Genomic DNA, 13471 nt, shown 5'->3' on the forward strand with positions numbered 1-13471 from the left:
ATATAAAATTAATACATTAAATATTATTCAAGCTCCACTTTAGTTGCTCCTGCTTCAATAAGTTTTTGCTTGATTTTTTCTGCTTCGTCTTTAGGAACATTAGCAGTCAAATCTTTAGGTAAAGATTCAACCAACTCTTTTGCTTCTTTTAAACCCAATGTAGAATTAACCTCTCTCACAGCTTTAATAACTCCTATTTTTTTACTCGCATCAATTTCTTTAATCACAACTTTATACTCAGCTTTTTCTTGAGCAGCAGGAGCAGCAGCATTATCACCAATAGGCGCCCCAGCACCAACAGCTCCACCAAGAAAAGAACCAGCAGGCAACCCTATTTTCTCTTCTAAAACTTTTACAAGCTCAGAAGCCTCTAATAGGTTTAAAGATAATATTTTATCAACCAAATCACTTGTTACATTACTCATAATTACCACCTTACTTAACAACAAATTTATTTTTTAGAACTATAATAATCCAAAACTCTCATAAGCCTCATAGAAGATGAATTAATAGACAACGCTAACCGAGCAGGAATATCATAAGATATTAAACGCATAATTTTAACACGCAATTCATCCAGAGAAGGCAACTTAGCCAGTTTATTAACATCTTCCACTGTTAACAATTCATTTAAATGAGCTGCGCAAATCACAGACATTTTTTCTTTGTTAGCATTAGTAAAATCAACTATTAATTTTGCAGCTTCTACTATGCCACTAGAGTATATAATAGCAACAGGACCGGAAAATTTGCCTGATAAATAAGAGAATTTACCAGTCCTTTCCAAAGCCAAGCGCGCTAGAGTGTTTTTAACTACTAATACCCCACCTGCTATAGACTTCAGACTATTCCTCAGAGTTAATGAATCATTAGCATTTATAGATTTAAAATTTACTAATATCAAGAAATCATTATTTACAAATACGTTTATTGTGCTCTGTATAAATTCATCCTTATCTTTACGCTTCACGGTATCACTCCCTTAAATTATATCTTCCACTTTGCCTATCTTATAAGCTTTACCCATAGTTGAATTTAAAAAAACACCCTTAAAGTAAATTCCTTTCGCAGAAATAGGTTTATTATCTTTAATTACTTTAAGAAAGGCTTTTAAATTTTCTAGCAAGTCATCAATATCAAATTTAATATTTCCTAATTTACCATGAATAACACCATTTTTATCTGTTCTAAATTTTACCTGACCAGACTTAATGGTTTTAATAGCTTCTGCAATGTTAGAAGTCACAGTACCAAATTTAGGGTTAGGCATCAGCCCTTTAGCACCCAATACTTTTGCAATAGGAGTGATTTTTGCCATAAAATCAGGAGTAGTAATGCACCAATCAACATCTAACTTTCTACCTTTTTTTATTTCTTCAACTAAATCCTCTCCTCCTGCAATATCAGCACCAGCTTTTTCAGCTTCTAATAAATGTTTATCTTGAGCGAAAACAGCTACTTTAATATTCTTCCCGATACCTTTAGGCAAAACTACTGTACCACGCACCTGCTCTTCAGATTTACGTGAATCTACGCCTAAATTGACCGCAATATCAACTGATTCATTAAATTTTGCTGAAGCAGACTCAACAATCTTCTTCAAACACTGCTTAGGATTATCATTATATGTATTCATTTACCTAACCTTCCACAACTTCTATACCCATAGATTTTGCAGTGCCTACAACCATTTTCACTGCTGAATCTTCATTATCCACTTTCATATCAACCATCTTGCACTTTGCTACTTTAATTATAGCAGACATAGGTAATTTAGCCACTAATTCTTTACCAGGATTACCAGAACTTTTACTTAATTTAGCCTCCTGCTTAAGTAAATAAGCCACAGGCGGACCGCTGACAGTAAAATCATGAGAGCGATCATCCTTTATGGAAATTCGCACTGTTACTAAATCGCCTACTTTATAATTAGCGTTAGCAGCACTAGTAACTTTATTAAAAGCTTCACAAAACTTAGGAACAGGTATACCACGTGGACCAAGTACTGAAGCAATTTTCGGTCCTGGAACTGCTTTCCCAGCTTCCATAAGTAAGTTAATCTTAGCAACTATAACACTCATAATTAATCCTCTATTTTCTCTACTTGAGCCAGATCAAGCTCTATTATTGTCGGCTTACCTAAAATCGATACTTCCACATTAATAATTTTTTTCTCATCGTTTACCATATTTACCTTACCAGTAAAATTTTGAAAAAGACCATCATTAATTTTCACTTTTTCACCTTTTTCATAACCATAACCTAACTTCTTTGTCTCTTGAGCATTATAAAGTGCATTACACATTGAGTGAATCTCATCATCCAAAATCACCTTTGGAATATTACCGTTTTTCAAAAATCCATAAACCTTAAGAGATTTTGGTATATTATTGATAAAATTCAATACTTCATCGCATAAATTCACGTATAAAAAGACATAACCAGGAAAGCATTTCCTTCGTGTAGCAATTTTCTTAGATTTCAACTCTACTTCACTTAGCTCTTCATATGGAATAAAAACTTCCTTAAAGTAATCATTAACACCCAATCTCATAGAATTTTCCAATATATGTTGGCGCACTTTCTCTTCACAATTGGAAGCAACTCTCAAGATATACCATTTATATCTATTAAATTCTTTACACTTTAAACTTATCTCATCATCTGAAATCATCTCAAAATCACCAGATTCGCCACTGCAGAATCCAGGCGTTTGATTCAAAATATTTTTGCTTTCATCACACAGATGCATATATACATACACTTCACATAATTCTTTTATATCAGACTTTGAATTACATACCGTTTGATAAGGAATAAACACTTCCTTAAAATAAACAGCATTACTTACCAATTCGCGTATGTTTTGCTCATATCCATAATCAACTTTAATGATATACCATTTATATTCACATTCCATAAATAATTCCAAATAAAGCCTTAATTACGTAAAGAGACATAAAATCCACAAAACAGAAGAAAATCGAAAAGCATAATATAACAATCATTACAACAAATAGAGATGACAACACCTCCTGTTTCTTTACCCAAGCAATTCTTCGTATTTCTTGCTTTATATCACAGAAAAAACCACACAAACTTTTTAACATTTCCACCACAACATTAATGCAGGAGCGATAGGAATTGAACCTACAACCTCTGGTTTTGGAGACCAGCGCTCTACCAATTGAGCTACACTCCTATAACTCAAACTCTCACTCCAAAATTTCAGAAACAACACCAGAACCAACAGTTCTACCGCCTTCTCTTATCGCAAAACGCAATCCCTTATCCATTGCTATCGGTACTTGCAATTCTACTTCTACACTCACATTATCTCCTGGCATTACCATCTCCTTCCCATCTAGCAATTTTATGCTCCCAGTTACATCCGTTGTCCTTAAATAAAACTGTGGCTGGTAATTCGCAAAAAATGGTGTATGCCTTCCTCCTTCCTCTTTCTTTAATATATAAACCTCCGCCTTAAACTTTCTATGCGGTGTTATCGTCCCCGGTTTCGCTAATACTTGCCCTCTCTCCACTTCTTCTCTTTTTGTTCCTCTTAACAATATTCCTACATTGAGTCCTGCACTTCCCTTATCCAGCAACTTCTTAAACATCTCAACACCTGTGCATATCGTCTTTTGCGTCGCTTTCAGACCTATTATCTCTATCTCTTCTCCCGTCTTTATCTCTCCCTTCTCTATTCTTCCTGTTACCACTGTTCCTCGCCCCGATATCGAAAATACATCTTCGATTGGCAATAAAAATGGTAAATCCACAGGCCTTGGTGGAACCGCTACATATTCATCTAACTTTTCCATCAATTTGTCTATTGATTTCTTTCCATATTCGCTGCTGTCATCCTCCAGCGCCTTGAGCGCTGAACCAACCACCACAGGCACTTCATCCCCTGGAAATCCGTATTTACTCAGTAATTCCCTCACTTCCATTTCTACTAAATCTATCATATCAGCATCAGCAACATCAGCTTTATTTATATACACCACGATATATCCAACACCTACCTGCTTCGCCAGCAATATATGCTCTCTCGTTTGTGGCATTGGCCCATCAACCCCCGACACTACCAATATCGCCGCATCCATCTGTGCTGCACCTACTATCATGTTCTTTACATAGTCAGCGTGTCCAGGACAATCAACGTGTGCATAATGCCTTTTTTCCGTCTGATACTCAACATGCGCTGTTGCTATCGTTATCCCCCTCTTCCTTTCTTCTGGCGCTTTATCTATCTGATCGTACGCTACAAAATTTCCATAATGCTTCGTTATCGCCGCTGTTAACGTCGTCTTCCCATGATCCACATGTCCTATTGTTCCCACATTTACATGCGGCTTTCCAAATGCTTCCACTACTGCTGTCATAATTATTACCCTTAATTATACTCTAACTTTAACTCATCAACCACATATTGTGGCACTTGCTCATAACAAGAAAAATGCATACTATACTGCGCCCTTCCCTGAGACATAGAACGCAAAACGTTGATATAACCAAACATATTTGCAAGAGGTACCGAAGCAGTAATTATTTTACTATTATTACCTAAATCGAGCATATCAGCAACATTTCCTCTTCTACTATTTATATCACCCATAACATCACCCATATATTCTTCAGGAGTAATGATTTCAACTTTCATTATAGGCTCCAGCATTTTTGGACCAGCTTTATTTGCCATCTCTTTAAAAGCACCTTTAGCAGCAAGTTCAAAAGCTAAAGGACTAGAATCAACCTCATGAAAAGCACCATCAAGAAGGGTAGCCTTAAAATCAATCAACGGAAATCCCGAAATTATACCACCTTCTTTTATCAACTCCAAGCCATTTTCTACCCCAGGAATATACTCTTTTGGAATAGCACCACCTACAATTTTACTTTCAAATTGAAACCCAGAACCAGGCTCAAGAGGTTCAAATTTTATTTTAACCTTAGCAAACTGACCAGCTCCACCAGATTGTTTTTTATGAGTGTAATCAATTTCAACAGATTTAGTGATAGTTTCACGATATGCAACCTGAGGAGCACCGACGTTAGCCTCAACGTTAAATTCGCGCTTCATTCTATCAACAATAATCTCAAGATGGAGCTCACCCATGCCTTTCAATATAGTCTGGCCACTTTCCGCATTTACTGACATTCTCAAAGAAGGATCTTCTGCAACCAACCTATTTAGAGCAATACCTAATTTTTCCTGATCTGAAGTGGTTTTAGGTTCTACAGCAATTTCAATAACAGGCTCAGGAAATTCCATACGCTCCAATAATATAGGAAAATCAACAGAACATAAAGTATCTCCGGTGGTTGTTTTCTTTAGCCCAACTAAAGCAACTATATCTCCAGCCCTAGCCTCAGTTATATCTTCTCGGTTATTTGCATGCATAAGTAACATTCTGCCAATCCCTTCAGTTTCGTTTTTTAACGCATTTGAAACGGTAGATTTAGACTTTAATTTACCAGAATAAATACGGATAAACGTCAAGCTGCCTACAAATTTATCCGTCATCACTTTAAATGCAAGAGCAACAAATTTCTCTTTTTCTGAAGGTTTGACCTCAATTTTCTTTTCTGAATCTTTAGGATCAATTCCAACAATTACATCAACATCAATAGGAGAAGGTAAAAAGTCAACCACACCATCTAAAAGTGGTTGTACGCCTTTATTTTTAAAAGCTGATCCACATAACACAGGAACAAATTTTCCTTTAATGGTCCCATTTCTCACGCATTTTTTCAGTAAATCCACTGGCAGATCATTAGACTCAAAGTAAGTATTCATCGCTTCATCATCCATCTCAGCTGCAGCATCTAATAAAAGATTTCGATATTCTTGAGCCTTATCAAGCAAATCAGAAGGAATATCTTCATAAGAAAATTTAGCGCCCAACGTTTCTTCTTGCCATATAATGGCTTTCATAGAAATAAGGTCAATTATACCTTTGAAATCTTTCTCACTCCCTATTGGTAAATGAATAACTAAAGGTGCTGCACCAAGCTTCGTCTTTATCATATCAACACATCGATAAAAATTTGCCCCTATTCTATCCATCTTATTAACAAAGCAGATACGAGGAACGCTATATTTATCAGCTTGACGCCACACTGTCTCAGATTGAGGTTCAACTCCAGCAACTCCATCAAATACAGCAACTGCACCATCCAAAACCCTTAAAGATCTCTCAACTTCAATAGTGAAATCAACGTGACCAGGAGTGTCTATTATATTGACCCTATGATCATTCCAAAAACATGTTGTTGCAGCAGATGTGATTGTAATACCACGCTCTTTTTCCTGCTCCATCCAATCCATAGAAGCTGCACCATCGTGCACTTCACCAATTCTATTTTGCTTACCAGTATAAAATAAAATACGCTCTGTTGTGGTAGTCTTACCAGCATCTATGTGAGCCATTATCCCTATATTTCTGTATTTAGATATTCCAATTTCCATATCACAATTAATTAGCTAACATTAAAAACGAAGATGAGAAAATGCCTTATTAGCTTCAGCCATTTTATATTTTTCTTCGCACATCTTAAACGCACCACCGCGTTTATTATAAGCATCCAGTATTTCAGATTGCAAACAATCAACAGTGGTTTTTCCACTCTTTTTTCGAGCAGCAGAAGTTGCTTTAGCAATCCACCTTAACGCTAAAGAAACCGCTCTATCTTGTCGAACTTCAACAGGTACTTGATAAGTTGCACCACCAATGCGTCGAGAACGCACTTCTATAGAAGGAGTAACATTTCCTACTGCTGTCTCAAAAATTGATAACCCACCTTCGCCTATTTTCTTTTCAGCTAAAGACAAAGCGTCATAGATAATCTTTTCTGCAGTAGATTTTTTACCACATTTCATGATTGTATTAATGAAACGCATCAGCAAAACACTGCCGTAACGCGAATCAGGACTTATTTCTCTTTTTTTTGCTTTATTCCGACGAGCCATAAACTTTAACCAGATTTCTTTACACCATATTTTGAACGAGCTTTCTTTCGATTTTGCACACCACGCAGATCAAGGGCACCTCTTATTATGTGATAACGCACACCTGGCAAATCTTTAACCCGCCCACCACGTATCAAAACAACAGAGTGTTCTTGTAAATTATGACCTTCACCAGGTATATAAGCCGTCACTTCACCATACCCACTAATTTTTACTCTGGCTACTTTACGGAGTGCTGAGTTAGGCTTTCTAGGAGTTGTAGTATACACCTTAGTGCAAACACCTCTCCTTTGAGGGTTGCTTTCTCCCAAAGCTGGTACCTTTTTCTTATGGGTCAATCCTAATCTACCCTTACGTATTAATTGATTTATCGTAGGCATATGTTATAAACTCAAGCTCATTAAAATAACTAAGTTTTTAGTTATAAAATAATAAACCTCAATAGTCAATATAAAAATAAACATTACTACTCTAATAATTAAGCTCAACTGCCTTGAAAGCCATCAGTAGACTTCTTGCACTACCTCCCAAGCCACAACTGTCATTCAGTAGAAACGAAAAAACTTACTTGACACCCTTCGCCAGCCCCATTATCATGATACTGAAGGTATTCATTTATCTTCAATCTGTGCAGATTAAATGACAACAGTATTACGTAATTGGCGTCTTATTTTTAATTTTTTGCACTATGCACACTTTACGTCTTCACAACATTTCTGGGTTTTTACCTATATAAGCTGAAACGCGCTTATAAAGCGTTTAAGACAGTATAGTACGCCAATTTGCAGGATTAGAGAGTGACAACTAGCTAATACGGGATATCTTTTGCCTTTTTTTCTGCTTAGTAAATTTCTTAAACATTTAAACTAAGGTGAGTTGCATTTAAAAGCAGCTAAATTGCAGTGTTTAAGACTTAAAAAACGCCAATACTGAAAATAGACAATGACTAGGGCTTCTTTTGCCTTTTTTTTTGCTTGGTAAATTTCTTAATATTTATGGCAACATGAACTGAGCAGGAAGGTGTCATTCCAGTGCTTGACACTGGAATCCAGTTTTCCATATAATCTCATCGAAAATGTTGTAACCACTTTCTGTGCTAGTTTGCTTGCTTACAAGCAAACTTTTCTGGATCTCAGTGTCTGGGCACTGGGATGACAGGGGAGGGAGGCTACTTGGATGACACCATTCTTTTTCCTGGATCCAAGTAGTCAGGGCACTGGGATGACAGGAGAAGGTACTAGGATGACACCCTGACCTCGTCGTCCCGCTACGTGTTAGCGGAATCTAGAGATACCGTGACGGTATGACGTAAAGCTCGCATTAGCTATACTTTTATGCTCACCAACTTAGCTGGATCCAAGTAGTCAAGCTACTTGGATCTGCAAATTGCAATGTTCGTACAGCTGCGTGCTTGACACTGGGATTTAGTGCAGCTACCCTAAACTGGAAGCTCATCTTGCTATTTTTGGCTGAAAGAAACATATTTTTAGAATAATGAAAACAATCAGCACTTTAATTCAAGAAGGATCGGAGTTATTATCGTCACATAAAGTTGAATCACCACATTTAGATTGTGAAATCATCATGCAGCACGTACTTGGAGTGGAAAGATCATTTATAATTGTGAACCATGCTGATCAAGTGCCGATGGAGAAAGAACTTTTATTTTGGAAATTAACAAAAAAAAGAGCGGAAAGATATCCAATATCGCAAATAATAGGTAATCGTGAATTCTGGAGTAAAAATTTTATAGTTAACCAGCATGTTTTAGATCCAAGGCCAGATAGTGAAACAATAATCCTAGCAGTGTTAAAATATTACCCAAACAAAAAACAGAAACTAAAAATTGCAGATTTTGGTACAGGCACAGGTTGTTTATTGATATCCGTACTTAGTGAGTATGAATATGCTGTTGGCGTCGGTTTTGAAAAAAGCTTGGAAGCATATAAAGTTGCCTATCAGAACACAAAAAAACATGATCTTCTCAGCAGAGCCAAAATATTTCCAAGTTCGTGGACAGAGTGCAGAGGTTCATTCGATCTTATAATCAGTAATCCTCCATATATTAAAAGAAGCAAATTGAAAGACTTGCAAGCTGAAGTGCAAAAGGAACCAAGAATTGCCCTTGATGGTGGTATTGATGGTTTGAGCTGTTACTTGAGCATTTTTCCAATATTGAGAAAGTGCCTTAAAAAAAATGGGTTTGCGATATTGGAGATAGGTGAAGATCAAAGCAATATTGACAAAATAATCCCCTCATACGAATTAGCTTTTCAGGAATATGTATATGACTTAGCGGGAATGAAGAGATGCATTGTTGTGAAAAGAACATAGCTAATGTTTTTTTGCCTTCATCCCATATTATCCTATATCATCCCAGTACCCTCTACCTAGTCATCCAAGTAGCGTGACTACTTGGATCTATATTTAACTAGATCCTATGGTCAAGCCATAGGACGACAGGAACGGTTTTATGCATTTTTTAAAGGGCAACATGTTTAAGCTTTGCTGGCAAAATGGAAAGTAAGACCAGCCTCTATACCGTGTGTGTGAAATAGTTGATTACCTATATTTATTTCCTCAGTTACTTTGCTACCTGAGCTAGGATTAAGCTTCTTTTTTTTATCATTATTAGGGTCGTCTACCACTTGTCCTAACCTTTTTGCTGTAAGCTTAATATCGCTACCAATAGCACCAAAACCTCTATATCCGATATGCATATTTACATCTTCGTTTATGCGATAGTCAAAGCCAGCTTTTAATTGACCTGCGGGTCTTATTGACGGTTTTTCAAACATCGTCATTCTTGTTGCACCGATCCCAATACCAACGTAAGGAGAAAAAGAGAAACGGTCACTTTTCCAATGATGATAAACATTTGCCATTACAGATATGTTCTCAATTTGGTCATGACTAACTGCAGCACTATAGAGATAAGTTTCTTTATCAGGATCCTCACCAGTCTCCTTTAGGTATGAAACAGTTATTTGGCTACTTGTTAAACCAATATTATCCACTTTTACAGAAGAATACATCCCTTCCAATTCAGCCCTATAGCTGTTGTTACCCAATTCCCCTGTGTAACCAAATGCCACATTTGCAGCAAAAGGTGGATTATAATCTCCTTTATACTCACTTAGTGACTGACCTTCTGTGTTCTGAGCACCCCTGTCATTTATAGACAAATTTTTGATACCTGTAGTGCTTGTTTTTAGTACGCTTGTGTTATTTAAATATTGACCGTAATACCCACTACCAAAGTAAAACCCTTCTGTTTCACTTGCAAAAGATTGTTGTGACAACAATAAAGCAAATGCTGTAACCGCTAATGTTTTTTTACTAATCATTACTACTCCCCTAGTTAAAATAGCTAATCTAATACTAATTAATTCAAAATGGCTTAATATGAAAAACCTAATTATTTGCATAACTTGCACTTTTCTGAGCTAAAAATAGGCAAAGTTAACCTTACTTCTCGTCATTTTTTAATTTATCCTCATCTTCAAATTCATCCTCCTCTTCTTCGTCATCAAACCCATCATCGCTCCTATCCTCATCTTCCTCGTCATCATCTTCAAACTTATCGTCGATATCTTCATCATCAATATCTTCGTCTGCAAATTCATCTGATTCATCATATACTGCATCTTCGGTTTTAGTTTCAGCAGGATAATCAACTGAATTAGGTCCCTCAAGAACATTATTCCCCTCGTTATTAACCTTATCTTTGCTCGCAGCGGCAGAAAGAACTTTGTTTGGGTCATATGGTTCTTGTGTAGGCACACGAGTTTGTTTGAGCAGCCTTCTTGTGAAGGTGGTATCACTGTAGTACAAAATTTTCTTTGATTTAATTGGGTAAGTCGACTCTATTAAAATTATCTGATCGTCACGTGGCAACATAATAACTTCTTGAGGCAATAGCAATGCTCTCTGTATTTCAGAGATATGTAATGACCTTGAAGCAGGATTTAAATCTAAAAATTTAGGCTTATTCAACGATTCTTGTTGTACAGTTTTGTTTCCTATAAGTTGCGATATTAAATTAGCTGTTTCAATATTATTGGCTGCAAAAGTTATTCTGTAAGTCGAGTTTGACAAAAAGGAGTTCATCCCTGCTTCTTCGTATATTCCTTTGAGCTGCTCAGTATCTTGAACAATTAAGAATAACCTAACTCGATAACCACGAAAATATGCAATACCTGTTTGAAATTGCTCCATTTTTCCAAGTGTAGGAAACTCATCCATTAAAAACAATACGCCATAAGGCTCGTCATCCGATGGCAATTTTCTACATAAAAACTCAGTTGCCTGTTGGTAAAAAACCTGCATTAAAGGCCTGAGCCTAGTCAAGTTGTCAGGAGTTAAACCAACATAAACTGTAATTTTCTTCTTTTTAAAATCTAGAATATTAAAATCACTTGACGCAGTTGCAGTATCAATCAATGGGTTTGCCCACAATTCAAGTGATGAGTTCATGGTTGATACAACACCTGACCTTTCTTTATCAGCTTTTTGTAAAAAAGCTGCAATATTCATATATGCTACAGGGTGTAGTATTTTACCCATTGTATCAAGAGCAACAGCAAGATTATAAACCACGTCATCACTACGCATCGTACGCACAACTTCACCAAAAGATTTAACTTTCTCTGGTGCAGCAAGTAAGTATAATACCACTCCAACAAATAAGCTTCTTGCTTCATTCTGCCAAAAGTCTTGTTCAGGCATGATTAGGTTAGCTATTTTCTGCACATCGTCAACCATCTGCCCAGGTTTTTCACTAATCCATTGTAATGGATTGTAACAGTGACTTATTCCATCTGGCTGCGCTGGATTCCATACGTATACTTTTTGTCCTTGTCGTTCTCGCCAACCACTTGTTATTTCATAGTTTTCTAATTTTATGTCGTGTACAATTACCGAGTCAGTCCAAAATAATAAATTAGGAATTACAAAGCCAACACCCTTACCAGAACCTGTAGGTGCAAATAACAATGCATGCTGAAACCCATCAGAAATGAAGTATCCTCTTTTATCTTTACCAAGCAATAATCCCTTTTTGCTTCTTAATCCTGCTTTTCGTATGTCTTTCTCTGATGCCCACTGCGAATCTCCATGAAGTGATTCCTTCTTTTTAAATGGTCGCCACTCAATTATCCTTTCTCTTAAATTCCATAAGATAATCATTAAAACAATGATAGGCAGTGCAGAAGATATAATTAATGTGATTTTGAGCTCAAGGCTATATAACTCTGGATGATGCCAACAATATTGTATATGATCAAAAATCGTTGGCCAAAGAGCTTGAGGGAAAGGCGTCAAACTAGGATTAATTGCCTTAAAATCCACAGCATCCGGACCATCAGCAAACAGAACAAACAATATACCAGATAGATAGAAGCAAAACTCAAGTACGCTAAAAGCTACTACACCTCCTATGAGAATATTACGTAGGTGATTTCCATTACTCATAAACTACTCTTCCTTAACTTATGTATAAATTTAAGCATTTTCGCTCGCAGATCTAGTAAATAATATCTCAGAAATGCTTCTTTTGCCCCCACCGGTTCTTTTTAGCTGAATAACAATATCAATCACATTTCTAATGTATGGTATAATTTGGTCTGGAGGAATGCCAAGATTTGCCTGCATAACCATCAATTTTATTTGCTCAAGGGCCATTGTTGGACTATCTGCATGAAGGGTTGATATTGATCCAGGGTGACCAGTATTTATCGCCCTGAGAAAACTAAAAGCTTCCGCTCCACGGAGCTCACCAACTATTATTCTGTCTGGCCTTAAACGTAAGCACGCTTCTATCAAATCTTGAGTGGTTACTTTTGCTCTGCCCTGCCCTCCTTTAGAGGCAATTAGATGGACTTTATTGGGATGATCGTTCAAAACGATTTCCCTTGCATCCTCAACAGTAATAATTCTTTCCTCAGCTGGAATAGCACGCAAAGTAGCATTAGTAAAAGTAGTCTTACCAGTGGAAGTTCCACCACTAATTATAATATTTTTCTTACTTATTACAGCGTATTCTAAAAACTCTTTTATTTTTTTTTGCCTTAACAATAAATCCAAATGACGGTCAACTGGATTATCAGTTGCTTCTGTAACAGTTTCAGAAAAAGCCCCCATTTTTTCGTAATCATCGAGTGCTAACTGCATGCTAGAAGGCTTACGAATCGACATGACTACTTTATCAGGTTCACATGCTGGCGGAAATACTATCTGTATACGATAACCATTTGGTAATGTTGCCGAAAGTAACGGCGCTTCTTCGCTAAGTTTTTGTTCTGTAGCTTGAGCAATCAGTCTGCCAAGAGATTTCAAATGGTTAAGATCGAATACTTCTAATTTTTCACACCTTATTTCACCGCGATTTTCAATCCATACTTCCTTTGGCTTATTTATTGATATTTCATTTACGCCTTCTTCTTGAAATATGCCTTGTAATGGCTCCAAATATGTATCAAGTGCAGCATAGTTCAT

Annotated in this window: 14 protein-coding genes and 1 tRNA gene; 1 reads left to right on the forward strand and 14 read right to left on the reverse strand. The window is 36.6% G+C overall.

The genetic code is table 11. The features are described from left to right. Positions 1-23 precede the first annotated feature (23 nt). The 11 genes from rplL to rpsL all read right to left on the reverse strand — a co-directional run bounded on the left by rplL (position 24) and on the right by rpsL (position 7356). Positions 24-425 carry a 50S ribosomal protein L7/L12 gene (gene rplL / locus ABWU73_RS06870; protein WP_007551887.1) on the reverse strand — a complete coding sequence of 134 codons (402 nt, stop codon included), beginning with the start codon at positions 423-425 and terminating at the stop codon, positions 24-26. Between the two features lie 26 nt (positions 426-451). Further along, on the reverse strand, positions 452-970 hold the full coding sequence (gene rplJ / locus ABWU73_RS06875) for a 50S ribosomal protein L10 (RefSeq protein WP_006279539.1): 519 nt from the start codon (positions 968-970) through the stop codon (positions 452-454). 12 nt (positions 971-982) lie between these two features. Further along, positions 983-1636 carry a 50S ribosomal protein L1 gene (gene rplA / locus ABWU73_RS06880; protein WP_065094732.1) on the reverse strand — a complete coding sequence of 218 codons (654 nt, stop codon included), beginning with the start codon at positions 1634-1636 and terminating at the stop codon, positions 983-985. A gap of 4 nt (positions 1637-1640) precedes the next feature. Then, positions 1641-2081 carry a 50S ribosomal protein L11 gene (locus tag ABWU73_RS06885; protein WP_006279541.1) on the reverse strand — a complete coding sequence of 147 codons (441 nt, stop codon included), beginning with the start codon at positions 2079-2081 and terminating at the stop codon, positions 1641-1643. A 2-nt stretch (positions 2082-2083) separates the two neighbouring features. Continuing rightward, positions 2084-2920 (reverse strand): transcription termination/antitermination protein NusG, encoded by an 837-nt coding sequence (nusG, locus tag ABWU73_RS06890; protein ID WP_070356705.1) that lies wholly within the window; start codon positions 2918-2920, stop codon positions 2084-2086. Further along, positions 2910-3110, reverse strand: coding sequence for a preprotein translocase subunit SecE (secE, locus tag ABWU73_RS06895; protein ID WP_022626186.1), 201 nt, complete (start codon positions 3108-3110; stop codon positions 2910-2912). The genes nusG and secE overlap by 11 nt, the downstream gene beginning before the upstream one ends. 19 nt (positions 3111-3129) lie before the next feature. Further along, a tRNA-Trp gene (locus ABWU73_RS06900) sits at positions 3130-3202 on the reverse strand. Positions 3203-3215: 13 nt separating this feature from the next. Beyond that, entirely contained in the window at positions 3216-4388 is a 1173-nt protein-coding gene (gene tuf, locus ABWU73_RS06905; RefSeq protein ID WP_010962309.1) for an elongation factor Tu, read from the reverse strand. An 11-nt stretch (positions 4389-4399) separates the two neighbouring features. After that, positions 4400-6475, reverse strand: a complete 2076-nt coding sequence (gene fusA, locus ABWU73_RS06910; RefSeq protein WP_010962308.1) for an elongation factor G — start codon at positions 6473-6475, stop codon at positions 4400-4402. Between the two features lie 21 nt (positions 6476-6496). Further along, positions 6497-6976 (reverse strand): 30S ribosomal protein S7, encoded by a 480-nt coding sequence (rpsG, locus tag ABWU73_RS06915; protein ID WP_007549313.1) that lies wholly within the window; start codon positions 6974-6976, stop codon positions 6497-6499. A 5-nt stretch (positions 6977-6981) separates the two neighbouring features. Beyond that, positions 6982-7356: a 30S ribosomal protein S12 gene (gene rpsL, locus ABWU73_RS06920; RefSeq protein ID WP_006279787.1), complete on the reverse strand. Its 375-nt coding sequence runs from the start codon at positions 7354-7356 to the stop codon at positions 6982-6984. Between the two features lie 1114 nt (positions 7357-8470). Between rpsL and prmC the strand changes: the two genes are divergently transcribed. Continuing rightward, complete coding sequence (prmC, locus tag ABWU73_RS06925) at positions 8471-9310, forward strand: peptide chain release factor N(5)-glutamine methyltransferase (RefSeq protein WP_010962305.1); 840 nt, start codon at positions 8471-8473, stop codon at positions 9308-9310. A 164-nt stretch (positions 9311-9474) separates the two neighbouring features. On the opposite strand, the gene ABWU73_RS06930 is transcribed toward prmC, so the two are convergent. The 3 genes from ABWU73_RS06930 to virB11 form a co-directional block, all read right to left on the reverse strand. Next, positions 9475-10323 carry a P44/Msp2 family outer membrane protein gene (locus ABWU73_RS06930; protein ID WP_010962304.1) on the reverse strand — a complete coding sequence of 283 codons (849 nt, stop codon included), beginning with the start codon at positions 10321-10323 and terminating at the stop codon, positions 9475-9477. 121 nt (positions 10324-10444) lie between these two features. Further along, a complete protein-coding gene (locus tag ABWU73_RS06935; RefSeq protein ID WP_077188467.1) occupies positions 10445-12448 on the reverse strand; it encodes a type IV secretory system conjugative DNA transfer family protein in 2004 nt (667 codons plus the stop codon). A 30-nt stretch (positions 12449-12478) separates the two neighbouring features. Further along, on the reverse strand, positions 12479-13471 hold the full coding sequence (virB11, locus tag ABWU73_RS06940) for a P-type DNA transfer ATPase VirB11 (protein WP_065094644.1): 993 nt from the start codon (positions 13469-13471) through the stop codon (positions 12479-12481).

The sequence above is a fragment of the Wolbachia endosymbiont (group A) of Andrena helvola genome, from assembly GCF_964028415.1.
GTDB lineage: Bacteria > Pseudomonadota > Alphaproteobacteria > Rickettsiales > Anaplasmataceae > Wolbachia > Wolbachia pipientis.